This window comes from Clavibacter californiensis, from assembly GCF_021952865.1.
Lineage (GTDB): Bacteria > Actinomycetota > Actinomycetes > Actinomycetales > Microbacteriaceae > Clavibacter > Clavibacter californiensis.
On sequence record NZ_CP040792.1, the window covers coordinates 2,220,543 to 2,244,469 of the forward strand.

22 protein-coding genes are annotated in these 23,927 nt (G+C 72.9%); 10 read left to right on the forward strand and 12 right to left on the reverse strand.

Features of this window, described 5'->3' with window-relative positions:
- Nucleotides 1-40: 40 nt before the first annotated feature.
- From FGD68_RS10745 to FGD68_RS10765, 5 genes are all read right to left on the reverse strand, one after another.
- Nucleotides 41-1,513: a ribonuclease D gene (locus tag FGD68_RS10745; RefSeq protein ID WP_237609437.1), complete on the reverse strand. Its 1,473-nt coding sequence runs from the start codon at nt 1,511-1,513 to the stop codon at nt 41-43.
- A complete protein-coding gene (locus FGD68_RS10750; protein WP_119373099.1) occupies nt 1,510-2,106 on the reverse strand; it encodes a DUF3000 domain-containing protein in 597 nt (198 codons plus the stop codon). Before FGD68_RS10750 ends, FGD68_RS10745 begins: the two co-directional genes overlap by 4 nt.
- Nucleotides 2,107-2,200: 94 nt before the next feature.
- Nucleotides 2,201-2,947, reverse strand: a complete 747-nt coding sequence (locus FGD68_RS10755; protein ID WP_104234709.1) for a dihydrofolate reductase family protein — start codon at nt 2,945-2,947, stop codon at nt 2,201-2,203.
- Complete coding sequence (locus tag FGD68_RS10760) at nt 2,944-3,384, reverse strand: SufE family protein (protein ID WP_119373098.1); 441 nt, start codon at nt 3,382-3,384, stop codon at nt 2,944-2,946. The genes FGD68_RS10755 and FGD68_RS10760 overlap by 4 nt, the downstream gene beginning before the upstream one ends.
- On the reverse strand, nt 3,381-4,292 hold the full coding sequence (locus FGD68_RS10765; RefSeq protein WP_119373097.1) for a sulfurtransferase: 912 nt from the start codon (nt 4,290-4,292) through the stop codon (nt 3,381-3,383). The genes FGD68_RS10760 and FGD68_RS10765 overlap by 4 nt, the downstream gene beginning before the upstream one ends.
- Before the next feature lie 168 nt (nt 4,293-4,460).
- Between FGD68_RS10765 and zapE the strand changes: the two genes are divergently transcribed.
- From zapE to FGD68_RS10800, 7 genes are all read left to right on the forward strand, one after another.
- A complete protein-coding gene (zapE, locus tag FGD68_RS10770; protein ID WP_119373096.1) occupies nt 4,461-5,525 on the forward strand; it encodes a cell division protein ZapE in 1,065 nt (354 codons plus the stop codon).
- 252 nt (nt 5,526-5,777) lie between these two features.
- A complete protein-coding gene (locus FGD68_RS10775; protein WP_104234712.1) occupies nt 5,778-7,064 on the forward strand; it encodes an ammonium transporter in 1,287 nt (428 codons plus the stop codon).
- A 206-nt stretch (nt 7,065-7,270) separates the two neighbouring features.
- Nucleotides 7,271-8,110, forward strand: a complete 840-nt coding sequence (locus FGD68_RS10780) for an aldo/keto reductase (protein ID WP_119373095.1) — start codon at nt 7,271-7,273, stop codon at nt 8,108-8,110.
- A 191-nt stretch (nt 8,111-8,301) separates the two neighbouring features.
- A complete protein-coding gene (locus FGD68_RS10785; RefSeq protein ID WP_237609438.1) occupies nt 8,302-8,733 on the forward strand; it encodes a helix-turn-helix domain-containing protein in 432 nt (143 codons plus the stop codon).
- A complete protein-coding gene (locus FGD68_RS10790; RefSeq protein ID WP_237610000.1) occupies nt 8,730-9,596 on the forward strand; it encodes a putative protein N(5)-glutamine methyltransferase in 867 nt (288 codons plus the stop codon). The genes FGD68_RS10785 and FGD68_RS10790 overlap by 4 nt, the downstream gene beginning before the upstream one ends.
- 173 nt (nt 9,597-9,769) lie before the next feature.
- Nucleotides 9,770-11,032 carry an endo-1,4-beta-xylanase gene (locus tag FGD68_RS10795; RefSeq protein ID WP_119372967.1) on the forward strand — a complete coding sequence of 421 codons (1,263 nt, stop codon included), beginning with the start codon at nt 9,770-9,772 and terminating at the stop codon, nt 11,030-11,032.
- A gap of 284 nt (nt 11,033-11,316) precedes the next feature.
- A complete protein-coding gene (locus tag FGD68_RS10800; protein ID WP_237609439.1) occupies nt 11,317-13,209 on the forward strand; it encodes an endo-1,4-beta-xylanase in 1,893 nt (630 codons plus the stop codon).
- Between the two features lie 117 nt (nt 13,210-13,326).
- Here the strand turns inward: FGD68_RS10800 and FGD68_RS10805 are convergent, their stop codons facing one another.
- From FGD68_RS10805 to FGD68_RS10825, 5 genes are all read right to left on the reverse strand, one after another.
- The gene (locus tag FGD68_RS10805; RefSeq protein WP_237609440.1) at nt 13,327-13,632 is read right to left on the reverse strand and encodes an FUSC family protein; all 306 of its coding nucleotides are present in this window, start codon (nt 13,630-13,632) and stop codon (nt 13,327-13,329) included.
- 35 nt (nt 13,633-13,667) lie between these two features.
- Entirely contained in the window at nt 13,668-14,306 is a 639-nt protein-coding gene (locus tag FGD68_RS10810) for a hypothetical protein (protein WP_147361649.1), read from the reverse strand.
- 388 nt (nt 14,307-14,694) lie between these two features.
- Nucleotides 14,695-15,168: an NUDIX hydrolase gene (locus tag FGD68_RS10815; RefSeq protein ID WP_119372963.1), complete on the reverse strand. Its 474-nt coding sequence runs from the start codon at nt 15,166-15,168 to the stop codon at nt 14,695-14,697.
- The gene (locus tag FGD68_RS10820; protein WP_119372962.1) at nt 15,165-17,252 is read right to left on the reverse strand and encodes a S9 family peptidase; all 2,088 of its coding nucleotides are present in this window, start codon (nt 17,250-17,252) and stop codon (nt 15,165-15,167) included. Before FGD68_RS10820 ends, FGD68_RS10815 begins: the two co-directional genes overlap by 4 nt.
- 39 nt (nt 17,253-17,291) lie before the next feature.
- Nucleotides 17,292-18,071: an SDR family oxidoreductase gene (locus FGD68_RS10825; protein ID WP_104234722.1), complete on the reverse strand. Its 780-nt coding sequence runs from the start codon at nt 18,069-18,071 to the stop codon at nt 17,292-17,294.
- 178 nt (nt 18,072-18,249) lie between these two features.
- Between FGD68_RS10825 and FGD68_RS10830 the strand changes: the two genes are divergently transcribed.
- The 3 genes from FGD68_RS10830 to FGD68_RS10840 are packed head-to-tail and all read left to right on the forward strand — an operon-like array spanning nt 18,250 to nt 19,778.
- Nucleotides 18,250-18,567: a hypothetical protein gene (locus FGD68_RS10830; protein ID WP_237609441.1), complete on the forward strand. Its 318-nt coding sequence runs from the start codon at nt 18,250-18,252 to the stop codon at nt 18,565-18,567.
- Nucleotides 18,564-19,352, forward strand: coding sequence for a glycerophosphodiester phosphodiesterase family protein (locus FGD68_RS10835; RefSeq protein WP_237609442.1), 789 nt, complete (start codon nt 18,564-18,566; stop codon nt 19,350-19,352). Before FGD68_RS10830 ends, FGD68_RS10835 begins: the two co-directional genes overlap by 4 nt.
- A 60-nt stretch (nt 19,353-19,412) precedes the next feature.
- Complete coding sequence (locus FGD68_RS10840) at nt 19,413-19,778, forward strand: RNA polymerase-binding protein RbpA (RefSeq protein WP_012038371.1); 366 nt, start codon at nt 19,413-19,415, stop codon at nt 19,776-19,778.
- Nucleotides 19,779-19,865: 87 nt separating this feature from the next.
- Here the strand turns inward: FGD68_RS10840 and lnt are convergent, their stop codons facing one another.
- Together lnt and FGD68_RS10850 are read right to left on the reverse strand one after the other, a co-directional pair.
- Nucleotides 19,866-21,407: an apolipoprotein N-acyltransferase gene (gene lnt / locus FGD68_RS10845; protein ID WP_119372401.1), complete on the reverse strand. Its 1,542-nt coding sequence runs from the start codon at nt 21,405-21,407 to the stop codon at nt 19,866-19,868.
- Between the two features lie 41 nt (nt 21,408-21,448).
- Nucleotides 21,449-23,920: a DEAD/DEAH box helicase gene (locus tag FGD68_RS10850; protein ID WP_119372402.1), complete on the reverse strand. Its 2,472-nt coding sequence runs from the start codon at nt 23,918-23,920 to the stop codon at nt 21,449-21,451.
- Nucleotides 23,921-23,927: the final 7 nt, after the last annotated feature.

The window sequence follows — 23,927 nt, forward strand, 5'->3', positions numbered from 1 at the left end:
TAGGAAGAAGCCGGACGGGAGCCGAATCCGTTGACTGTTCCTACGAGGCCCCGTCGTCGGTCGCGTCGTCGGCTTGGTCTGCATCGACAAAGGCCGCCGCCACCGGAGCGGCCGTCGCCTCGATCTGCCAGGGGCGCGCGCCCCAGGACTCGAGGGCCGTCGCGACGGCCTCGGGCGCGAGGTCGTCGGGCGGCGTCCACGCGACGCGACGCAGGACCTCCGGCGTGAGCAGGTTCTCCTGCGGCACGCCCATCGCCGTCGCGACCTCCTGGACGGCGACGCGGGCGCGCTTGAGCCGGCGGTCGGCGGCGGGATCCCTGTCGGCCCACGCCTTCGGCGGCGGCATGGTCTCGCCCGTGCCGCGCAGCTGCGGGAACTCGGTCGCGGCCAGGCCCCGCTCCACGGCGGCCCACCAGCGGTCGATCTCGCTGCGGCTCGCGCGGCCCGAGAACTCGCGCACCGCGGCGAGGTCGCGCTTGGTCTGCGGCAGGACGCGCGCGACCGCGACGAGCGAGCCGTCGGGGACGAGGCGACCGGGGCTCGTGTCGACCTCGCGCGCGTAGGCGTCGCGGGCCTCCCACAGCTCCTTCGCGACCGCGAGGTTGCGGCCGCCGCGGACGCCGTGCAGGCCGCTCAGACGACGCCACGGCTCCACACGCGCGGGCTTCGCCTCCTTGGCGATGGTCGCGGCGAACTCCTGCTCGGCGATGCCGGTCTTGCCCTGCTCCTCGAGGCGGCGCGCGATCTCGTCGCGCACGTCGACGAGCAGCTCGACGTCGAGCGCGGCGTAGACGAGCCAGGCGCGGGGGAGCGGGCGGGTCGACCAGTCGGCGGCCGAGTGCTCCTTGGCCAGGTGGATCCCGAGCAGCTCCTCGACGACCGTGCCGAGGCCCACGCGGGGCAGTCCGAGCAGGCGCGAGGCGAGCTCGGTGTCGAAGATGCGCTGCGGGTCGAGGCCCACCTCGCGGAGGCAGGCGAGGTCCTGGCTCGCGGCGTGGAGCACCCACTCGACATCGCGGATCACGGTGTCCAGCTCCGAGAAGTCGCCCACAGCGGGCGGGTCGAAGAGGAACGTGCCGGCGCCACGGCGGAAGACCTGTATGAGGTACGCACGCTGGCTGTAGCGGAAGCCCGATGCGCGCTCGGCGTCGACCGCGATGGGACCGGTGCCCGCGGCGATCGCCTCGACGGCCCGCAGGTACTCCTCGCGGGTGTCGATGACGGTGAGGTCGCCCGTCGCGGCGGCCTCGCGGAGGGGCGTGCGTGCGGGGGCGTCGGTCTCCGTCAGCGCGGCGGCGGCCACGACGGGCGCCGGGTCGGGGACGGGATCCGGCGCCGTGCGCCGCGCCCGGGTGCGCGTCCGCGCGACGACGGCGTCGGTGGCGGTGGATCCCGGCACGTCGGAGAACAGGGACGCGCCCATGGCCGGGCGGCTCAGGCCGGCGGGAGTCGAGGGGACGGGAGCGTCGCCGCCGGTCGCGTCGGGGTCGGGGATATCGGACGGGGCGTTCACGTCCGGGTGCGTCGCGCTGATAGCAGTGTCACTCCTTCGCCCGCGGGAGGGAGCCCTGCGAGCATGCACAGTAGTTCCCCCCAGCCTTCCACATGGGCGGTCACGTCGGCGTCCGCCGGCGTCCACGAGGCGCGCAGCTCGATCTTTGCGCCGCTGCCCTGGCGGGCCAGCTCCCCGTAGCCGGTGGAGATGATCCGGGTGGCGGTCCCCGACGGCGAGGAGTACCGGGCACCGCGGGAGGCGAGGCCGTCGACCAGCCACGACCAGGCGACGTCGGCGAGGAACGGATCCGTCCCCATGTCGGTCTCGAGCGGCGCCTGGGCGAAGCAGACGACGCGGAAGGCGCCGCCCCACGCGTCCGGCTCCTCGGGGTCGTGCAGCAGGATGAAGCGGCCGGTGCCGAGCTCCGAGTCGGAGGCGTGGCCCGAGGGCGAGACGTCGGCGGCCAGCGCGACGGCGTACGGCGCCAGGTTGCTCGATGGCGACGGGATCTCGGTCAGCACGAGCTCGGATCGCGTGGTCGCGCGCCGCAGCGCGTCCAGCGCCGCGCGGAACTCGGGCGGATCCTCGGCGCTGTCACGGGTGTCTACCACGTGTGCAGACTATGTTCCGCCGCGCTCCGGCCCGGGAGCCACGCCGCGGCGGTGACGCCCGGGCGCCGCCCTCGATGGCGGCACGACCAGGGGATCAGCCCCGCCGCGTCGCCCAGCGCGCATAGGTGCGGTGGTCGTCGTCGACGAGCAGCTGGTCGAGCCGCATCGGCGCGTGGATGCCGGAGCCCGCCGGCACGAGCGGCGTCAGTGGTGTCACGAGCTCGGGCGACGTGGTCAGGCAGAGCTCGTCGACCCGGCCGGCGGCGAGCAGGGACGCGGCGAGCGCCGGCCCGCCCTCGCACACCACATGGGTCAGACCGCGGCCGCGGAGCGCGTCGACGACGACGTGGCCGGACATCCGCCCGTCGGCCGCGGCGCCCAGGGGCACGGACACGATCTCCGCAGGCACGCCGCCGAGAGTGGCCACGGCGCGGTCGCGAGCCTCGGGCGGGCAGAGCACGAGGAGGCGGCCCTGCGCGGCGTCCGGGTCGAAGCGGTGGCCCTCCAGGTCGCCCGACGAGGTGGCGACGGCCAGGGGCGTCCGGCGGGGGAGCACGTAGCGCTCGGCGCGCACCGTGCCCGCCCCCACGAGCACGACGTCGGCGAGCTCGCGGATCACGCCGAGGATCCGCCGGTCGACGACGCTGGAGAGGCTGTCGGACGTGCCGTCGGCGCCGATCACGCTGCCGTCGACCGACGCCACGAAGTTGAGGCGGACGTGGTCGGCGGATCCCGGCCGGTAGAGGTCCTCCAACCACTCCCTGGTGCCGTCGTCGTCCAGCCCGCGCGGCGCGGCGTCGTCGCCCGACGCCGCACCGGGGAGGACGCGCGTGATCCTCATCCGGCGAGCCGCTCGCGCACCTGACGCTTGACCCGCCCGAGCATCGCCGTCATGCCGCGCATGCGCAGCGGCGACACGGCGGCGTCGAGCCCGATGGTGGACGGGTAGTCGTCGGGCACGGCGAGCACCAGGTCGGCGGGGAGCCCGTCGAGGCCCTGCGCGAGGATCGACGCGAACCCGCGGCTCGTCGGGGCCTCGGCCGGCGCCTGGGCGTGCACGTGCACGTCGCCGTCGACGACCTCCACGAACATGAACACGGGCGACTGGCACTCCTCCACGCGCTCGAGGAGGTCCGGGTGGTCGGCGTACCGCGCCGGCAGCTCGGGCAGCTCGTTGCTGAAGTCGAGCAGGAGGAGGAGCCGGTCGCGCTGCTCCAGCGCGAGGAAGTCGTCGCGGATCTCGGCGAGCGCCGCGGGCAGCTCGGGGGAACCGGTCATCGGGCGGGCAGCTCCCCGGGCTCGTCGCCCTGGACGATGGGGACGCGCACGGCGGAGCCCCACTCGGTCCAGGAACCGTCGTAGTTGCGGACGCCCTCGAAGCCCAGCAGGTGCGTCAGCACGAACCACGTGTGGCTCGAGCGCTCGCCGATGCGGCAGAGGACCACGACGTCGTCGCCATCGCCCAGGCCGGCGCCGTCGCGGTAGACCGCGTCGAGCTCGGCGCGCGTCTTGAACGAGCCGTCCTCGGCCGCGGCCTTCGCCCACGGGACGTTCTTCGACGTGGGGATGTGGCCGGCGCGGAGCGCGCCCTCCTCGGGGTACGCCGGCGCGGTCGTGCGCTGTCCCGTGTACTCCTCGGGGCTGCGGACGTCGATGAGCGGGTTGCCGAGGTGAGCGAGCACGTCGTCCTTGAGCGCGCGGATCTCCTCGTCGCGGCGCTCGACGACGGGGTACTCGACGGGGGTGACCGCCGGCCGGTCGGTCGTGGTCGGGCGGCCCTCGGCGATCCACTTGTCGCGGCCGCCGTCGAGCAGGCGCACGTCCTCGTGGCCGAACAGCGTGAAGACCCAGAGGGCGTACGCGGCCCACCAGTTGCTCTTGTCGCCGTAGATGACCACCGTGCTGTCGCGCGCGATGCCGCGCTCGGACATGAGCTGCGCGAACCGCTCGCCGTCGACGTAGTCGCGCTGCACGGGATCGTTGAGGTCGGTGTGCCAGTCGAGCTTGACCGCGCCGGGGATGTGGCCGGTCTCGTAGAGGAGCACGTCCTCGTCGGACTCGACGACCACGAGACCGGGCGTCAGGGCGCCGTCCGCGAGTCGCGCCTGGAGCCAGTCGCCGCTGACGAGGCGCTCCGGGTGGGCGTACTCGGCGAACCTGGGGGTGGTGTCCGGCTCGACGGCCATGGGGCTCTCCTGATCTCGCGGCCGGAGGGGCCGCGCTGGGTGGGACGCGGATTAGTCTGGTGGGTGTTCCGCGGGCACCGAGCGCCGCGCGTCGCCCACCGTCAACGGTAACGGTTCGGCCCGCACGGGACTTCCCTGCACCGCCACATGACAGCCGGAGACCCACCTGTGACGAACGCCGAGATCGGATCGCCGAGCCACGACGCGGAGGGCACCGCACCGGGCGCGCTCGTCGGCCGCTCCCCGAGCATCACCGGCCAGGAGATCGCCGCGCACCTCGTGCCGCCGCGTCAGTTCGACGACGCCCGGTTCGACACCTACCGGCCCGACCCCGAGTACGACACGCAGGCTCAGGCCGTCGAGGTGCTGCGCGCGTTCTCGGGCGACCGCGCCGGATCCCGCGGCGGCCTGTTCTCGCGCAGGAAGGCGCCCGCCCTGAAGCCCGGCGTCTACCTGGACGGCGGGTTCGGCGTCGGCAAGACCCACCTCCTCGCGTCGCTCTGGCACGCCATGCCGGGACCGAAGTACTTCGGCACCTTCATCGAGTACACGGCGCTCGTCGGGGCGCTCGGCTACCAGGGTGCCGTCGGGATCCTCCGCGGCGCGACGCTCGTGGCCATCGACGAGTTCGAGCTCGACGACCCGGGCGACACCATGATGATGACGCGCCTGCTGTCCGACCTCGTGGCCGACGGGACGCGCATCGCGGCGACGAGCAACACGCCGCCGAACGCGCTGGGGGAGGGGCGCTTCGCGGCGGCGGACTTCCTGCGCGAGATCCAGGCGATGAGCGACCGGTTCGACACCATCCGCATCGACGGCCTCGACTACCGGCGCCGCGCCTTCGAGGGCCACGCGATCACGGTGGACGGCGACGACCTCGACGCGCGGGCCGATGCGGCGCAGGCCGGCGGCCGGACCGTGACCGTCGACGGCTTCCCGGAGCTCGTCGCGCACCTGTCCCGCCTGCACCCCTCCAAGTACGTGAAGGTCATCGAGGGCGTCGACGTCATCGCGCTCCGCGGCGTGACCCAGCTGCAGGGCCAGACCGACGCGCTCCGCTTCGTCGCCTTCGTCGACAGGGTCTACGACGCGCAGATCCCGCTGCTCGCGTCGGGCACGCCGTTCGACGAGGCTTTCTCGGCCGAGATGCTCGCGGGCGGCTACCGCAAGAAGTACCTGCGCGCGATCTCGCGGCTCATCTCGCTCACCGCGGCCGGTCGCGACATCTAGCCCACCGCGCTCCGACGTCCCTGGATCGGGGGCCGTCGTGGGCATCCCCGCCGCGCCCGGAAACACGATGTTCACACGCGCGCCACCCGTGTAACGCGCCGGAAACACGTCCGGCGAGCCGGCGAAACCTCGCCCCCCGACACTGGACGCGTACCCGGCATCCGGCTCGCGCCGAACCACCCGACCACACGGGCGGCCGCTCGCCTCCAGTCCGGTGCGACCCCCTGCACGATCTACGAGAGGTGAAACACCATGGATCAAGGCAACACCGCCTTCCTCCTGATCGCCGCGGCGCTGGTCCTCCTGATGACGCCGGGTCTGGCGTTCTTCTACGGCGGGCTCGTCAAGGCCAAGAGCGTCATCAGCATGATGATGATGAGCTTCGGGGCCATGGGCCTCATCGGGCTCCTCTGGGTCCTGTACGGCTACGCCATCGCGTTCGGCAACGGACCAGACGGCGCGGCGGGCAACCCGCGCTTCGTCGGCATCGACGGCGTCCTCGGCATCGACCTCGGCCAGCTCGGCCTCGGCGACGCGTACACCGCGGCACTCGGCGAGCAGACGTCGGCGTACCCGACGCTCGCCTTCGCCGCCTTCCAGGCCACGTTCGCCATCATCACGGTCGCCCTCATCTCCGGCGCCATCGCCGACCGCGCGAAGTTCGGCGCGTGGATGGTCTTCGCGGGCGTGTGGGCCACGGTCGTCTACTTCCCGGTCGCCAGCTGGGTCTTCAACTTCACGCTCGCCGACGGCGCCACCGTCGACGGCGGATGGATCGCCTACAACGTCGGCGCCATCGACTTCGCGGGCGGCACGGCGGTCCACATCAACGCGGGCGCCGCGGCCCTCGCCCTCTCGCTGGTCCTCGGCAAGCGCGTCGGGTTCGCCAAGGGCATGCACGTGCCGCACAACCCGCCGTTCGTGCTCCTCGGCGCCGGCCTCCTCTGGTTCGGCTGGTTCGGCTTCAACGCCGGCTCCGAGCTCGCGGCCGACGGCATCGCGGCCATCGCGTTCCTCAACACCATCGCCGCGCCGGCCGCCGCGATCCTCGGCTGGCTCGTGGTGGAGAAGATCCGCGACGGCAAGCCGACCTCGGTCGGCGCCGCATCCGGCGCCGTCGCGGGACTCGTCGCGATCACCCCGGCGTGCGCAGCGCTCTCGCCGACCTGGGCCATCGTCCTCGGCCTCATCGCCGGCGCCGTCTGCGCCGTCGCGATCGAGCTGAAGTTCAAGCTCGGCTTCGACGACTCGCTCGACGTGGTGGGCATCCACCTCATCGGCGGCCTCATCGGCACGCTGTACATCGGCATCTTCGCCACGAACGTCGGCCTCATCTACTCGGGCTCGCTCGAGCAGCTCGGCAAGCAGGCCCTCGCCGCGTTCGCGGTGCTGATCTACTCGTTCGTGCTCTCGTACGTCATCGGCACGATCATCCAGAAGACCATGGGATTCCGGGTGAAGAACGAGGACGAGATCGCAGGCATCGACACGATCGTCCACGGCGAGGAGGGCTACGTGCTGGAGACCTCCGGCCGCTGACCTGCCCAGCCGATCGACCCGACGGGCGCCGCACCTCGCGAGAGAGCGGCGCCCGTCCGTCGTCTCACCGCTGTTCGCCCTCCGCGGAGAGCCGTCCCCGACGGGCGGCGGACGGCGACCCCGGCGTACGGTGGGAAAGAGCGGTCGGGCGCGCACCACGGCGCCTCCGCATCCCGTGACCATCGAGACGAAGAAGACGAGAGCACATGGCATCCCCCCTCATCACACTGAACAACGGCGTCACCATCCCGCAGCTGGGCTTCGGCGTCTTCCAGACCCCGCCCGCCGAGACGCAGCAGGCCGTGGAGCGCGCGTTCGAGGCCGGCTACCGCCACATCGACACCGCCGCCGGCTACTACAACGAGGAGGGCGTGGGCGCCGCCATCAAGGCGACGGGCATCCCGCGCGAGGAGCTCTTCATCACCACGAAGCTCCGCAACGGCGACCAGGGCGCGGACAGCGCCCGCAGCGCCTTCGAGGACAGCCGGCGCAAGCTCGGCGTCGACGCGGTGGACCTCTACCTCATCCACTGGCCCTGCCCGAAGCACGGGCTGTACGTCGAGACCTGGAAGACGTTCGAGGCGCTGCACGCCGAGGGCCTCATCCGCGCGATCGGCGTCTCCAACTTCCTCCCGGAGCACCTGGAGACGCTGGCCGCGGAGTCGGACGTCGTCCCGGCGGTGAACCAGATCGAGGTGCACCCGACGTTCCAGCAGCACGACCTCTCGACCTTCTCGGTCGAGCGCGGCATCGAGGTCGAGGCCTACAGCCCGCTCGGCCAGGGCGCCGACCTGGAGTCGGAGATCGTGACGCGCCTCGCGAAGGAGCACGACGCCACCCCTGCGCAGATCGTGCTCGCGTGGCACCTCGCGCAGGGTCGCATCGTGATCCCGAAGTCGGTCACCCCGGAGCGCATCGTGCAGAACTTCCAGAGCATCGAGGTGGAGCTCACGGTCGAGGAGCTCGCCGAGATCGACACCCTCGAGACCGGCACGCGCCTCGGCGCCGACCCGGCGACGGCGGACTTCACCCAGTTCCCGTCCTGATCCACCCGCCGGCATGCCGGCAGCACGACGCCCGCCCGGCTCCTCGCCGCGGCGGGCGTCGTCGCGTCGGCACCGCCGCGTGACATCGCGCTCGTATCGGGGGCGTGACAGGTCTATCCTGAGCGGCACGACGCTCCCTCAGGCCGGAGGCGAGAGCCTCAGACCCGCCAGAGCCCACCGTCAGGAGCATCGTGATCGATCCCGCCGTCCCGCACGCCCGCCTCGCCGACGCGCTCACCGCCGTGTCCGAGCACATCGACGCGTCCGTCGACGCGAGCTGGGACGGGCTCACGGGAGTGCAGATCCTCATCATCCGGCGGCTGTCGGGCACCGAGCGGATGGACAGGGCGTCCCTCGCGCTCGACACCCGCACCGCTCGCGCCGCCACCGTCCCGAGCCTCGCGTCGCTCATGCAGAAGGGGTTCGTCCTGGAGTCCGAGGACCAGGTCGGCTCGTACCTGCACCTCTCCGACGGCGGCCGGGCGCTGCTGCTGGGCGTCCGCGCCGCGCGGGCCGAGTGGGTGGAGCAGGCGGCGCTCCAGGCGAGCCCGCCCGTGCGCGGCGACGACCTCCTGCGGGCCGCCGCGCTGCTCGAGCACCTCGGCACCACGGAGCGCAGCTGAGCGGGCAGGCTGCGACCGACGTCGGACGCGGCGACGGCCTGGTCGCGCGCCTGCGGGCCGCCGGCTGCGTCTTCGCGGAGGAGGAGGCCGCCCTGCTCGTCGCGGAGGCGGCGGACCGCCATCCCGACGACGGCCGGGGACGCGGGGGAGACGCCCGCGCGGCGGAGCTCAGGCGGATGACGGCGGCACGCGTCGATGGGGCGCCCCTCGAGACCGTCCTCGGCTGGGCCGAGTTCGCGGAACGTCGGATCGTCGTGCGGCCCGGGGTGTTCGTCCCGCGCCGGCGCACCGAGCGGCTCGCCCGGGCCGCCGTCGCCGCGGCGCGCGGGACCGACGGACCTGTGGTCGTCGACCTGTGCTGCGGATCCGGCGCCATCGCCGCCGTGCTCGCGGACGATGTCGAGGGCGCGATCGTGCACGCGGCCGACGTGGATCCGGTCGCGGTCGCCTGCGCCGCGGAGAACCTCGTGCCGCGCGGCGTCGGCGTGCACCGCGGCGACCTGCTCGACGCCCTGCCCGGCGACCTCCGCGGGCGGATCGACGTCCTCGTCGCCAACGTGCCCTACGTGCCGCACGCCGCGCTCGACCTCATGCCGCCCGAGGCGCGCCTGCACGAGCCCGAGGCGACGCGCGACGGCGGCTCCGACGGGCTCGACGTGCTCCGGCGGGTGGCGCGCGGGAGCGGCTCCTGGCTCGCGCCCGGCGGCCTGCTCCTCGTCGAGGTCGCGGACGCGCAGGTCGACGCCGCCCTCGGCGCACTCGCGGCCGCCGGTCTGGACGCACGCCTCGCGCCGGCCGCGGCGAGCGCGCGCGACTGCGACGAGGACGACGGCACGCGCGTCATCACCGGCCGGATGCGCTGACCGGTGTCGGACCGCACGGCGAGGCGCGCAGGCGATCCGCGCGCTGCCGAGGATCTCGTTGCCTCCTGTCCACAACCCGCTCGGCGGCCGGACGGTCCTCCCTAGGGTCGCGGTGTCCCACCCACGTACGAGAGGCACCAGTGACCCACTCCCCACACCGTCCCCGCACGCCCATGAGCACGGCGCCGTCCCTCCCGCACCGCGACGCCCGTCGTCGCTCTCGTCGCGGCCTCGCCGCCCTCGCGTCGGCCGCCGCCGTCCTCACCGCGGTCGCCATCGGCGTCCCCGCCGTCTCCGCATCCGCGGCCGCGCCCAGCACGCCCGTCCCCGGCATGCAGGTCCCCGCCCTCAAGGACGTCCTCGGCGACGCCGGCATCGAGCACGTCGGCGTCGCGATGGGCAGCGGCGAGGTGCAGGGCGCCTCGGCCGACCTCATCGCCCGCCACTTCAACGCCATGACCCCGGAGAACGAGGGCAAGGCCGACGCGATCCAGCCCGTCGAGGGCCGGTTCGACTTCTCGGGCATCGACAAGCTGCTCGACTTCGCCGACGCCCACGGCATGAAGATGTACTTCCACGTCCCCTACTGGAAGCCGCAGACGCCCGACTGGTTCTTCCTCGACCATGGCCGTCCGCTCACGAACAGCCCGGCCGACCAGGCGCTGCTCACGGCGCGCATGGACGCCCACATGAAGGCGATCGCCGACCACATCGCGTCCCGCTACCCGGACGGGAACAGCCCCATCTGGGCCATGGACGTCGTCAACGAGGTCATCGACGACGGCCCCAACGGCAACCCGCACGACATGAAGGACACGCCCTTCTTCCGGGTGCTCGGCGAGGGCTTCGTCGACGAGGCCTTCCAGCTCGCGAAGGAGTACTTCCCAGGCGTCAAGCTCTTCATCAACGAGTACAACACCGACTCGCCGAGCAAGCGCGCGGACTACCTCGGGCTCGTCTCCGACCTCCTGGAGCGGCACATCCCGGTCGAGGGCGTGTCGCAGCAGAGCCACATCGGACTCCGCAGCGACATCGAGGAGCTGAGGAACACGATCCACGCGGTGAAGGCCCTCGACCCGCACCTCCTGCAGGCCATCTCGGAGCTGGACGTCGGCGCCTCGCAGGCCGCCGCGACGGGCAACAGCGAGAACCGGAACCACACGGCGCCGATCTACTCGGACCCGGACGACACGGCCGCCGCCGTGGGCTGGGTCTACGAGGACCTGTTCGCGATGATCCGGCAGGAGGCCGCGAACCTCGAGTCGGTCACCTTCTGGGGCTCCGACGACTCGCGGACCTGGCTGCACAGCCCGTCGATCGACCAGCCGTGGGACCAGCCGCTCCCGTTCGGGACCCACCAGGAGGCCATGCCCGCGTACTGGGGCATCGTGAACCCGAGCCTGCTCCCGCCGCGACCACCCCTCCCGAAGGGCTGATCGCAGCGCGAGCCACCGCGGCCCCCGTCCTCATCGAGGACGGGGGCCGCACTGCGTTCGTTGCCACACACAACAAAGGTTTTCGAATACCTTGCCGCCCGTAGGGGAGGATGCCTACGGTGCGAGCATCCGACACCGAAGTCGGAACACATGAGAGGTGTTCGACGATGAGCATTCCCCGCACCAGCCCGCCAGCGTCCGCGGACGTCAGCCATTCACGCCCGGACCGCAGCAGGTCCGCTGGCGGCCGCAGCGCCGGCACCCGTCCCGCCCGTCGCCACGGCATGGCGGCGATCACCGCGCTCGGCCTCGTCGTGGGCGCAGGCGCCCTCGTCGCGCCATCCGCACAGGCCGCCGACGCTGCCGCTCCCGCCGGCATCGGATCCGACTTCGAGTCCGGAACGGACGGCTGGGCCCCGCGCGGCGACGGCGTCGCGATCGCGCCCAGCACGATCGCGCACACCGGATCCGGCAGCCTGCTCGTGACCGACCGCACGCAGGAGTGGCACGGCGCCGCCCTCGACGTGACGAGCGCCCTCGCCGTCGGCCAGCAGGTCGAGGTGACGGTGTGGGCGCGCCTGGCCGCGGGGGAGGAGCCCGCGTCCCTCAAGGTCTCCGTGCAGCGCGACACCGGCGGCGGCAGCGGATACGACGGGGTGGCGGGAGCCGCCGCGCGGGTCACCGCCGACGCCTGGACGGAGCTCACCGGCACGTACACGCTCGGCGGACCCGTCGACAAGGCGCAGGTCTACGTGGAGGGGACGGTCGGCGCCGACTTCCTCCTCGACGACTTCCAGCTCGGCGACGAAGTGGGCACCCCCGTGCAGACCGACATTCCGGCGCTGAAGGACGTCCTCGGCGCCCGCGGCATCGAGCACGTGGGCGTGGCCGTCGACGGGCGCGAGACCGTCGGCGCCGGAGCCGACCTCGTGAGCCGGCAGTTCAACGCGCTCACGCCGGAGAACGCCGGGAAGCCCGAGAGCGTCCAGCCGGAGGAGGGCCGCTTCACGTTCGCGCAGATCGACCAGCTGCTCGACTACGCCGACCGCACCGGCACCAAGGTCTACTACCACGTGCTGTTCTGGCACTCGCAGACGCCCGCGTGGTTCTTCCTCGACGGCGACCGCCCGCTCACCGACAGCCCCGCCGACCAGGCGATCCTGAAGGCGCGCATGGAGGCGCACGTGAAGGGCATCGCGGACCACGTGGCAGCCCGCTACCCGGACGGCGGCAGCCCGATCTGGGCGATGGACGTCGTCAACGAGGTCATCGACGACGGCCCGAACGACAACGCGCACGACATGCGCGACAGCCGCTGGTACCAGGTGCTGGGGGAGGGCTTCGTCGACGAGGGCTTCCGCCTGGCGCGCGCCTACTTCCCGGGCGTGAAGCTGTTCATCAACGACTACAACACCGAGGTGCCGACCAAGCGCGCCGACTACCTCGAGCTTGTCTCGGCGCTCGTGGCCCGCGGCGTGCCGATCGACGGGGTGGGCCACCAGGCGCACGTCGACTTCGCCCGGCCCGTCTCGTGGCTGCGCGACTCGATCCGCGCGGTGGAGCGCATCGACACGCGCCTGCTGCAGGCCATCACGGAGCTCGACGTCAACGCGTCGAACCAGAACGAGGGCGCCGACGTGAGCGGCGCGCCGCAGGATCCGTACACGCCGGTCTACGCGGACGACGCCCAGGCGGGAGCGGAGGTCGGCTACTACTACCGCGACCTCTTCCAGATGATCCGCCAGCAGGCCGCGTCGATCGACTCGGTCACCTTCTGGGGCGTGAGCAACGCGCGCAGCTGGCTGCGCACGTGGCCCATCGCGCGTCCGTGGGAGCAGCCTCTGCCGTTCGACGACGATCTGCAGGCGGCGCCCGCGTACTGGGGCATCGTGGATCCGAAGCAGCTGCCCGCGCGACCGGCCGACCTGTCGGCGCCGCGCATCGCGGACGTGGACGACATCACGGCCGTCGCCACGAAGGCCACCGGCGTGCGCGTGCCGTACGCGCTGCCATCGGCCATCGACACCCGCGACGGGAACGTGCGCATCGTCTGCGATCCGCCGCGCAGCGGGATCTTCCCCGTCGGGACGACCACCGTCACCTGCACCGCGAAGGACCGGGCCGGCAACGTCCGGACGAGCGAGTTCGACGTGGTGGTGACCCGCGCCGGCTCGTGATCCGCTGACGCACCGCGGCGGTCGGCCATCCGATCGCCGCGGGCCGGTGCCCGGACAGACAGCTCGAGCCCCTGCAGGCGCAGGGGCTCGAGCTGTCGTCCTCGTGAGCGTCGTCACCTACGGGAGGCAGGTGCTGTGCTGGAGGTCGGGGACCGAGACGTACATGTGGTGCTGCTCGAGGAGGGTGAGAGCGACCGTGACGGCGAGGGCCCATGCGGCGTAGCTGACCTCGCGCAGCAGGATGCCCGCACCGATGGTGGCCAGAGCGCACGCCGTGAGCAGAGGTGCCAGGTCAGGGGTGATTGCAAGCGGCACGAGAGCGACGAGGGAGCCCACCGCGGCTCCGACGAAGCGGTGGACACCTTTCGTCACCGCGTCGGCGCTGCCCCGCGGCAGGTACGAGACGATCACGGCACTCAGCACGACCCACCCCCAGTGCGCGCCGAATCCGAGTGCTCCTACGACGAACGCCGCGGCGAGAGCCGCGGCCAGCTGCAACGCCATCCGGGTCGTCGTCGACGTCCGTGTGGTGGTCGACGTGCGCGGTCCGGCGCAGGGTTGCGCGGCGCGGGAGCGCCGGACGCGACGGCCCCGGGGGAGGGCACGACCCGGAGCCGCCGAGCCGAGGCCTGCACCAGCGTCACGACGGTCCAGGCAAGCACCGCGACGAGGATGGGCTCGGCGATCGCGAGCACTGGGCCGTGATCCGCCCCGGCTCCCGCGGGCAGGAACAGCACCGCCAGCGAGGGTGTGGCGGCGACCGTGCTGAGACGTCGGCCGAGCTCGCCGAACCTGCGGACGAGGGTCGCTGCGACCAATGCGGCCACGTACAGGGCCGCGCCGAGCCACAAGGCCTGGCGCAGGAGCGCGCCGATCCCGCTCGTCAGCACTGCGAGCACCGGAAGGAGGGCGAGCGCCTCCAGGCAACCTCGGAAGTCCCTCTCCGACTGGCTGCGGCTGAGTGATGACACCAGTGCGATGCCGAGCATGACGGGCGCGGGCTCGGGATCGACGCACAGGACGATGGCGACCACGATCGCCGCCGCTGTGAGGGCGAGGGCACCGCGCACCAGCGGGGCACGTCGAGAGTCGTGCACAGGGAGAACGTTAGACGCCCGCGAGGTCAGGGGTTGCGGGAGGTCAGGGATAGCGCAGGGTCATCCGGCGATGCGCGCGGTGCGCTCGACGAAGCTGGCGGCCACCGTCACGTGCGAGATCAGCGACCCGGCCCGGTCGCTGTCGACTGCTTCGAGACGTCGGTGACGTACACCGACGCGACGACCGCCGACCACCCCGACGTCAGATCGATCGCCAGCGGCGATCCGCAAGCCCTCCCAGACGACAGCCGAAAGCGAAGCGCACCCGCATCGCGAGTCCCGCCCCGTCGGACGATCTGGCGTACTCCGGCACTCGGTCACTTAGATGACATAATGTGCATTATCGGCTCTACGCCGGAGCCTCGCGAGAGGGCGTGATCGGGCCGCCTCACGACCTCCGGGACAGCACCTCGCGCGCTACGTCCACCAGCTCGGCCGGCTCGATCGGCTCGTCCGTCGCGGCCAGCTCGTCGAGCCCGAACCAGCGGTGCGCGTGGATGTCGTCGAACTCGTCGGGCATCCAGTTGTCGGACACCGGCGCGAACGCCGTGGTGCGCACCAGGTAGAACGTCGAGTGGCCGGTGTCGAGGTCGCCGTCGATGCGACGCCGCGCGTAGTCGTGCTCCCAGACCGGTTCGCCGACGGACTCGACGCGCAGGCCCGTCTCCTCGAACAGCTCGCGGCGGGCCGCCTGGGCCGGCGACTCCCCCGGGTCGATCCCGCCGCCCGGCGTGAGCCAGCGCGGCGGCAGGTCGACGTCCACCGAGTAGTTCGTGAGGAACAGCAGAAGCCGGTCGCGCTCGTCGACCAGCAGGATCCGTGCCGTGTCACGGACGTGCCGCACGACCTCGCCGTCGGTCATCGCGCTGCGCCGCCGACCGGCAGGTGACCGGCCCACCAGTCGAGGATCGCCTCGAAGCGCTGCACGCGGTGGCGCGGCCGACCGGATCGGCTGAGCTCGTGGTCCTCGCCCGGGAAGACGAGCATCTCGGTCTCGACGCCCGCGCGCACGAGGGCCAGGTGGTACCGCTCGGCCTGCGACAGCGGGCAGCGCAGGTCGTCCTCGGAGTGGACGACGAGCGTCGGCGTGCGCACCTGGTGCGCGACCGCCTGCGGGCTCTGCGCGCGGCGCGTCTCCTCGTCGTGGCCCGTGTACTCCTCGCCGAAGAACGTGCCGATGTCGCTCGTGCCGGTGAACAGCTCCGGGTCGAGGAACCCGCGCTCGACGATGGCACCCTGGAAGCGGTGCTCGTGTGCGATGGTCCACGCGGTGAGGTAGCCGCCGTAGGAGCCGCCCATGATGCCGGCGCGGGATCCGTCGATGGTGTCGTGGACCGCGATCGCGCCGTCGAGGAAGTCGAGCACGTCGTGCATGTCGACCGTGCCCATGCGCTCCTTGATGACCCGGCCGTGGGCCTGGCCGTAGCCGGCGGCGCCGCGCGGGTTGCACAGGAGCACGGCGTAGCCGGCGTCGGCGTACACCTGCGCCTCGTCGAAGAGGTGCACGCCGTAGGCCGCGTACGGCCCCCCGTGGATCACGAGGAGGACCGGGTGCGGCCCCTCCCCTTCCGGCAGCACGACCCAGCCGTGCACCGGGTAGCCGTCGCGACCCTCGACCACCAGCTCGTGCAGCGGGCGGATCCCCGCCTCGCGCAGCGGCGCGGAGAAGTCGGTGAGCGGGACGAGCGCGGATCCGGCGTCGGGCGCGCGATCGGTGCGGACCAGCGCCAGGTCACCATGCGTGCGCGGGTCCGTGAGGGCGACGACGACGGCCCCTCCCCCGACGCCGACGCCCGTGACCTCCACCTGGTCGTCGACGAGCGCCTCGACGGCGCCGTCCGCGGTCACGCGCAGCAGGTGCACGGTACCGCGCGATCCGTTGAGCACGAGGACGGCCTCGCGGTCCTCGACGGTGATGCCGCTGCCGCCGAGGTCGACGGTCTCGGCGTCCGTGAGGACGCGAGGCGCGGCGTCGTCGGCGTCGAGGACGTAGAGCGCGGTGTTGCGGGCGACGAAGTCGACTCCCGTCTCCCCCAGGTCCTGCGCCAGCAGGTAGATCCGGCCGCCCTCGACGGACGCGACCTCCGCGATGCCGAGCCCGGCCTCGTGCGACACCACGGTGCGGACCTCGGGCACGCCGCTCGAGGCGTCACCGGGGGCGGGGACAGCGACCGCGTAGGCACCCGAGAGCAGGTCGTCGTCACGACCGTCGTGGCGCGAGGCGACGAACAGGACCTCGGAGCCGTCGGCGGAGAAGCGCGGCGCGTCGTGGTCGACGGGCTCGTCGGTGAGACGGACGACCGGCGGCACGCCCGCGCGCTCGGCGGCGGAGGGCTTCGCATCGGCGCCGTCGCCGCGCACAGCGGGATCCGCGGCATCCGGGTAGCCGGACGGGACTGCGGCCACGAAGGGCTCCGCGTCCAGCGCCGGCAGATCGACGAGGAAGAGCTGGGTGTGCCGGTCCGTGGACCAGCCGAGGCCGTTCGCGAGGTACTTCGTGGTGGTGATGCGGCGGGCGGGCTCCGCCGCCGCCGACACGCCCTCGACGCTCCCGTACCGCCCGGCCTCCGCCACGCGCGAGGCGTAGACGAGGCGCGAGCCGTCGGGCGACCAGTCGAACGCGCCGACACCGAGCAGCTCGTCGGTGAGGGCGACCGGCTCGCCGCCGGCGGCCCGGACGACGTGCAGCTGCGGCGGCCCCTTCGGCTCCGCGCGGAGGAACGCGATGACCGACCCGTCCGGCGAGAGCCGCGGCGCCGTGTCGCGGAAGCCGCGCGTGATGCGGCGCGGCGGCGCGGATCCGTCGGTGGTCACCTCCCACAGCTGACCGGTGTACGCGTCCGCGTGCACCCGCGGGCACGTCACCGAGACGACGGCCAGGCGGCCGTCGGGCGAGACGGCGGGGCGGGAGACGGAGGTGAGGAGGTCGAGATCCGTGGTCTTCATCGGTTCGAGCCTAGCCCCGGGTCGTCGCCCGGCCCCGGGTCACTCGGGGCGGAAGCTGCTGGTGTCGCCGACGAGGCGCAGGTGTTCGGCGGGGATCGGGTCGACGACCGCGCGCGCGACCTCGGCCGCGAACTGCGAGACGTTGTAGAGGCCTCCGGACGCCTCCTTGCGCTCCTGGATGGCCTCGGGGTTCATGCGGCTGAGGAGCGTGGCCGTGATGGTGCCCTCGATCATGTCGCCGGAGACGACGACGAAGCCGATGCCCCGCTCGTCGAGCTCCGGGATGAGCTCACGCAGGGCGTCCTCCCCCGCGCGCTTGCTGCGCGCGACGGCCTCGTACTCGGGCATCGTCTCGGTCGTGCGGATGAAGTGGGCCTGGTGGCTCGTGACGAAGACGACCCGGCCGCCCTCGGACAGCAGCGGCAGCGCGCTGCGCAGGACGTTCAGCTGCGCGTCGCGATTGAGGGTCATGGCGTAGTCCTCGGCCATGCCGCTCTCCATGCCGCCGGACGCGTTCAGGACGAGCACGTCGAGGCCGCCGAGCTCGGCGCGGACGGTCTCCATGAGGCGGTCGACGGACTCGGGATCCGTGAGGTCCGCCCCGACCGCGATGGCCTTGGTGCCGCCCTCGACCAGCTTCGCGACGAGCTTCTCGGCGCGCGCCGCCTTGTTGCGGTAGTTGACGACGACATCGGCGCCCGCGTCGGCGAGGTACGCGACCGTGTCGGCGCCGATGCCGCGGGAGGAACCGGTGACGAGCGCGCGGCGGCCGCGGAGCTCGTCGGGTGCGAAGGGGCGGATCTCGTCGACGGTGCTCACAGCGGTACTCCTCCAGGGGTGCGCGCCGTTCGCGCGCGACGGGTCGTCCGGCGAGGGACGGATCGGGACGGGCCGCGCGGGCGGGACACCACGCTGACGGCCAGGAGAGCCTATCGCCCGTCGTCCGGGCGGTGGGCTAGGTTCGGGCCATCCGGTCCACGGAGCGAGGGAGCAGCGGGTGACGGTCCTGCTCGACGACCACGCGTGGATCGCCTGGCTCGCCCTCATCGTCACGGGGGTCGTCGTGGAGATGCGGCGGCTCGACCTGATGGGTCTCTGCGGCGGGGTCGCGGCTCTCGCGGCCCTGCTCTCCGGCCTCCTGGGTGCGCACTGGTGGCTGCAGGCGGTCGTCGCGCTCGTGGCCGCGGCCGCTCTGCTCGGATCCGCGCGACCGGCGCTGCTCCGCGCCCTCCCCGTCGAGGGCCGTCGCGAGCGCGACGACCTCGGACCGGGCGGGTCCTCGGCCGTGCCCGACGACGACGACCGGCCCGCGTGACGCGCACCGCCTGGTTCGACGGCGCCGTGCCCCGCGTCCTCGCGCACCGCGGGTGGACCGGATCCGGTGCCGTGGAGAACACCCTCGACGCCTTCCGCGCGGCGTGGGAGCTCGGCGCGACCCACCTCGAGACGGACGTGCACGTCACAGCTGACGGCGCGTGCGTGCTCTGGCACGACGGCGACCTCCGACGTCTCACAGGCCGCCCCGGTCGCGTCCGCGACGCGACGCTGGCGGAGCTGCGCGCCATCGACCTCGGGTCAGGCACGCGCGTCGCCACGCTCGGCGAGCTCCTCGCGGCCCTGCCCGACGCGCGGCTGAACGTCGACGTGAAGGGCCGGGACGCGCCCGCCGCCGCCGCTCGGGCGATCCGCGACGCCGACGCCGTCGACCGCGTGCTCGTCACGTCGTTCTCGGCCTCCCGACGACGACGCGCGCTGGCCCTCCTCCCCGGCGCTGCCACGTCCGCCGACGCGGGTCGCCTCGTCCTCGCGGTCCTCGGCGCGCGGCTCGCGCTCGCGCCGGTCGTGCGCCTCGCCCTCCGCGGCGTCGACGCCGTGCAGATGCCCTGTCGGGTGATCGGGATCCGCACCGTGTCGCCCATGATGGTCGGCCGGCTCGCCCACGCCGTCCGCGAGGTGCACGTCTGGACGGTGGACGACCCCGACGAGATGATCCGCCTGGTCAGCGCTGGGATCCACGGCATCGTGACCGACCGGCCCGATCTCGCGCTCGCCGCCATCGGCGTCAGGGACTGGGATTCGCCTGGGAACCGGGAGACCTGAGAAAGGATCCTCACAGCCGCACGGTTTACAACGGGGAGTGCATCGCGAGAGGAGACCACCATGGCAGATCGCAGCTTGCGCGGGATGCGGCTCGGGTCCACGAGCCTGCAGAGCGAGGAGGGCGTCAGCTTCTCCCCCCGGCAGAGGAAGACGTACCGCACGACCGACGGCACCACGTTCGAGGTCGTGTTCTCGGCCGACGCCGAGGTCCCCGAGGTGTGGGAGTCGCCGAAGAGCGGCTTGGAGGGACGCCTCCTCGACGCCGAGGGCGCACCCGTCGCCCACGACGAGGTCGAGGCGAAGGTCCCCCGGAGCCACTGGGACATGCTGCTCGAGCGCCGGACGCGCGCCGAGCTGGAGGAGCTCCTCGAGGAGCGCCTGGCCACCCTCCGCGCGCGGCGCGGTCAGCACCGCATCGGCGCCTGACCCGACCCCTCCGCTCGCGAACCGGACACAGGAGCACCCCTCGGCACAGCCGGGGGGTGCTCCTGTGCGTGCGTGCGGCGCGGCCCGTCAGCGCGCGGCTCGGCGCCCGCGGCGCCCGAGCGCGATGCCGGAGACGGCCAGAGCGCCCAGGCCGAGCCCCGAGACGAGCCACTCGATGTCCCGCCCCACGAGGATCGCCGGCGTGACGACGTCGGCGGTCGGCACGTCGACCACCATCGACCCGGCGGTGAACCAGGGCAGCCGGTCGATGTCCCGCCCGTCCGGGCCGACGATCGCGCTGGTGCCGACTGTCGAGATGTTGACGACGCTGCGGCCCGTCTCGAGCGCGCGCATCCGGGCGATGGCCAGCTGCTGCACGCTCTCGTCGGTGCGGCCGAAGTCCGCGTTGTTCGACTGGGCGAGGATGAGGCCGGCGCCCTCGTTGACCATGTCGGTCGTGAGCTGGTCGTCGACGATGTCGAAGCAGATGGCGATGCCGGCGGTGACCCCCGCGACGTCCATCACCTGATCCGTGGTGCCCGGCGTGTACTCGCGCTGGATGAGGCCGATGAGGTCGGGGGCGAACGGCTCCCAGAACGCGCGGTCGGGCACGTACTCGCCGAAGGGGACGGGGTGCTTCTTGTCGTAGTGGTCGGTCGCCCCTCCCCCGGTCCAGACGAGCGACTCGTTGTAGTAGCGGCCGTCGCGCTCGGTGACGGTTCCCACGACGAGCGGGGCGCCGAGGCGCGCGACGACGCGGTCGAGGGCGGCGGCCGAGCCCGGGTCCCGCAGCGGATCCGCGTCCGCCGCGTTCTCGGGCCACACCACCATGTCGACGCCGGCGTCCGACGGGATCTCCGCCGTCGCGGCGAGGTGCGCGCGCAGGATGTCGCCGTAGCGCGCGCCGTCGAAGTACCCGGCCTTCGCGTTCCCCTGCACGGCGGCGACGCGCGTGGTCCCCGTCGTCGTCACGGGGAACGCGGGCACGACGAGCACGAGGGCGACGGCGGTCCCCGCGACGAGCGCTCGGGACGCGCGCCGCACGCGCTCCTCCGCGGCGAGCTCGAGCAGCAGCGCGACGAGGAGCACGAGCACGAAGGAGAGGCCGGAGACGCCGAGCCACGTCACGAGGTGCGCGAAGGGGCTCTCCGACTGGGACAGCGAGACGCGTCCCCAGGCGAAGCCGCCGTAGGGCCAGACCGCGGAGATCGCCTCGCGCGCGGTCCACAGCCCGGCGACCGCGACCGGGAGCAGCACCACCCGGCCGGCGACCGTGGGGAACGCGCGCGGGATCCAGCGCGACGCCGTGGCGATGGCGACCGCCCCGGTGGCGACGAAGAGCGACTCCAGGGCGGACAGCGCGATCCACGGCACCGGCCCGAGGTACAGCGACGCCCACTCGATGTGCGTGAGGTAGAACGCGAGCCCGGCCACGAGCCCGATGAGGAACGCGGGACCGGGACGCCTGCCCCGCAGCGCGAGCAGCACGAGCGCGATCCCGGGGAACACGAGCGGCCACAGCCCGCGGTCGGGGAACGCCGCGTCCATGACCGGTCCGGACGCCGCGGCGGCGAGCAGCGCGCCCCACAGCGGCAGCGGCGGACGGACGGGCTCCGCGGGCGAGGGCATGAGGAGGGGGCGCTCCCGACGGGGAGCCCGGGCGAGCGCGGTCACACCGAGGAGTACGCGACGATGCCGCGGCGGATGCTGTCGAGCGCCGTGCGCGCGTTCCGGGAGACGGGCCCGTCGGCCACGACGGAGAGCTGGTCCAGGAGGTCGATGGTCTGCTTCGTCCAGCGGACGAAGTCGCCGGCGGCGAGGTCGGCCTCGTCGAGCACGGCGTCGAGGCTGCCGCCGCGTGCCCAGCGGTGCATCGGCGCGCACAGGCCGGTCGAGAGCGGATCCGTGGTGGGAAGGCGGCGCTCGCGCTCCACGTCGTCGAGGCGCGACCAGATCTCCTCCGTGCGCTCGAGCGCCGCGCGGAAGGCTCCGCGCGGCAGGTTCCGGTCGTTGCGGTCGCCCTCGTCACGGCGCGGCTGGTAGACCAGCGAGGCGGCCATGGCGGCGAGGGCTGCGGGATCGAGGTCCACCCACACCTGCGTGCGCAGGCACTCCGCGATGAGGAGGTCGCGGTCGCCGTAGATGCGCTTGAGCATCCGGCCGTTGGGCGTCGGCGCTACCTGGCCGTCGGGGGCGCGCCTGAGGTACCCGAGGGAGAGCAGCAGCTCGGTGACGCGGTCGAAGACCTTGGCCACGGCGTTGGTGCGGGTGCGGATCTGCTGCCCGAGCGCGTCCGTCTGCCGCTTGAGGCGCCACCAGCGCTCCGCCCAGCGCGCGTGCGACTCGCGGTCCTTGCACGCGTGGCAGGGGTGCGCCTTCATCCGGCGACGGAGGTCGGTCAGCTGGCGCTGCCGCTTGTCGCGCTCGCCATGCTGGCCGGGCTGCTGCATGTCGGCGCGGGCCGCGGTGGCGCGCTCGAGGTCGCTGAGCTCCCGGCGGAGGCCCGAGTACTCGCGGAAGTCGCCGAGGTGGCAGACCATCGCCTTCTCGTAGCCGGCGAGCGACTCCTCCTGCGTGCGCACCTTCCGCGCGAGGTCGACGACCGCACGGTCGGCCTGGAACTGCGCGAACGAGGACTCCAGCACCTCGCGCGTCCGCTCCCGGCCGAACTGGTCGATGAGGTTGACGGCCATGTTGTACGTGGGACGGAAGCTCGAGTTGAGGGGGTACGTGCGGCGGGAGGCGAGGGAGGCGACGGCCTGCGGATCCAGCCCGTCCTTCCACTGGATGACGGCGTGACCCTCCACGTCGATGCCGCGGCGGCCGGCGCGGCCGGTGAGCTGGGTGTACTCCCCCGGCGTCAGCGGCACGCGCGCCTCGCCGTTGAACTTCTCGAGCTGCTCGAGCACGACCGTGCGCGCGGGCATGTTGATGCCGAGCGCGAGGGTCTCCGTGGCGAACACGGCCTTCACGAGCTTCCGCTGGAAGAGCTCCTCGACGACCTCCTTGAAGGCGGGCAGCATGCCCGCGTGGTGGGCCGCGACCCCGCGTTCCAGGCCCTCGAGGAACTCCCAGTAGCCGAGGACGGCGAGGTCCTCGTCGCGGAGCGTGCGGCAGCGCTCCTCCACGACGGCGCGGATCTCGTCGCGCTCGTGCGCGTGGGTGAGACGGACGCCGGCGCGCAGCACCTGCTTGACGGCCGCGTCGCAGCCCGCGCGGCTGAAGATGAAGAAGATCGCGGGCAGCAGGTTCCGCTCCTCGAGGAGGGCGACGACCTCGGGGCGGTCCATGCGGCCGCGGTCCCACGGGCCGGGTGCCCGCTTGCCGGATCCGCCGACGGCCCCCGTCCGGCCCCGCGAATGGCCCTGGCCGCCGCGCACGCGGACGGCCTCGCGACCTCCGCCGTGCGTCATGCGCACCAGCTCCGGATTGACGCGGTGCGTCGCCGCGAGACCCGACGAGTCGAAGAGGTCGACCATGCGGTGCCGCACGATGACGTGCTGCTCGAGGGGCACGGGCCGTTCCTCGGAGACGATGACGTCCGTCTCGCCGCGCACCGCCTGCAGCCAGTCGCCGAACTCCTCGGCGTTGGACACGGTCGCGCTCAGCGAGATCATCCGGACGCTCTGCGGGAGGTGGATGATGACCTCCTCCCACACGGCGCCGCGGAAGCGGTCGGCCAGGTAGTGCACCTCGTCCATGATCACGAAGGCGAGGTCGCGGAGCAGGTCGGAGTCCGCGTAGAGCATGTTGCGGAGCACCTCGGTCGTCATCACGACGATGCGCGCGCGGCTGTTGACGTTGGTGTCTCCCGTGAGCAGGCCCACCTCGTCCGGCCCGTACTCGGCCACGAGCTCGGCGTACTTCTGGTTGCTGAGCGCCTTCATCGGCGCCGTGTAGAAGATCTTGGCGCTCGGCCGCTGCATCGCGAGGTAGACCGCGAACTCGGCCACGATCGTCTTGCCCGCGCCCGTCGGCGCCGCGACGAGGACGCTGCGCCCGTTCTCCAGTGACTCCGCGGCCGCGCGCTGGAAGGGATCGAGGTCGAAGCGCAGGCCGCTCGCGAACGACTCGAGGAGCGGGAAGCTGCGACGCGTTCGGGAGGCCGCGTAGCGTTCGGCGGGCGAGAGCTGGTCTGTCACGATGTCG

Excerpts from the sequence above, each read along its gene's own strand:
- FGD68_RS10755 (WP_104234709.1), bottom strand. The coding sequence starts at position 2,947 with ATGAGGATCACGCGCGTCCTCCCCGGTGCGGCGTCGGGCGACGACGCC.
- FGD68_RS10760 (WP_119373098.1), bottom strand. The coding sequence starts at position 3,384 with ATGACCGGTTCCCCCGAGCTGCCCGCGGCGCTCGCCGAGATCCGCGAC.
- FGD68_RS10765 (WP_119373097.1), bottom strand. The coding sequence starts at position 4,292 with ATGGCCGTCGAGCCGGACACCACCCCCAGGTTCGCCGAGTACGCCCAC.
- FGD68_RS10775 (WP_104234712.1), top strand. The coding sequence starts at position 5,778 with ATGGATCAAGGCAACACCGCCTTCCTCCTGATCGCCGCGGCGCTGGTC.
- FGD68_RS10780 (WP_119373095.1), top strand. The coding sequence starts at position 7,271 with ATGGCATCCCCCCTCATCACACTGAACAACGGCGTCACCATCCCGCAG.
- FGD68_RS10795 (WP_119372967.1), top strand. The coding sequence starts at position 9,770 with ATGAGCACGGCGCCGTCCCTCCCGCACCGCGACGCCCGTCGTCGCTCT.
- FGD68_RS10800 (WP_237609439.1), top strand. The coding sequence starts at position 11,317 with ATGGCGGCGATCACCGCGCTCGGCCTCGTCGTGGGCGCAGGCGCCCTC.
- FGD68_RS10815 (WP_119372963.1), bottom strand. The coding sequence starts at position 15,168 with ATGACCGACGGCGAGGTCGTGCGGCACGTCCGTGACACGGCACGGATC.
- FGD68_RS10820 (WP_119372962.1), bottom strand. The coding sequence starts at position 17,252 with ATGAAGACCACGGATCTCGACCTCCTCACCTCCGTCTCCCGCCCCGCC.
- FGD68_RS10840 (WP_012038371.1), top strand. The coding sequence starts at position 19,413 with ATGGCAGATCGCAGCTTGCGCGGGATGCGGCTCGGGTCCACGAGCCTG.
- lnt (WP_119372401.1), bottom strand. The coding sequence starts at position 21,407 with ATGCCCTCGCCCGCGGAGCCCGTCCGTCCGCCGCTGCCGCTGTGGGGC.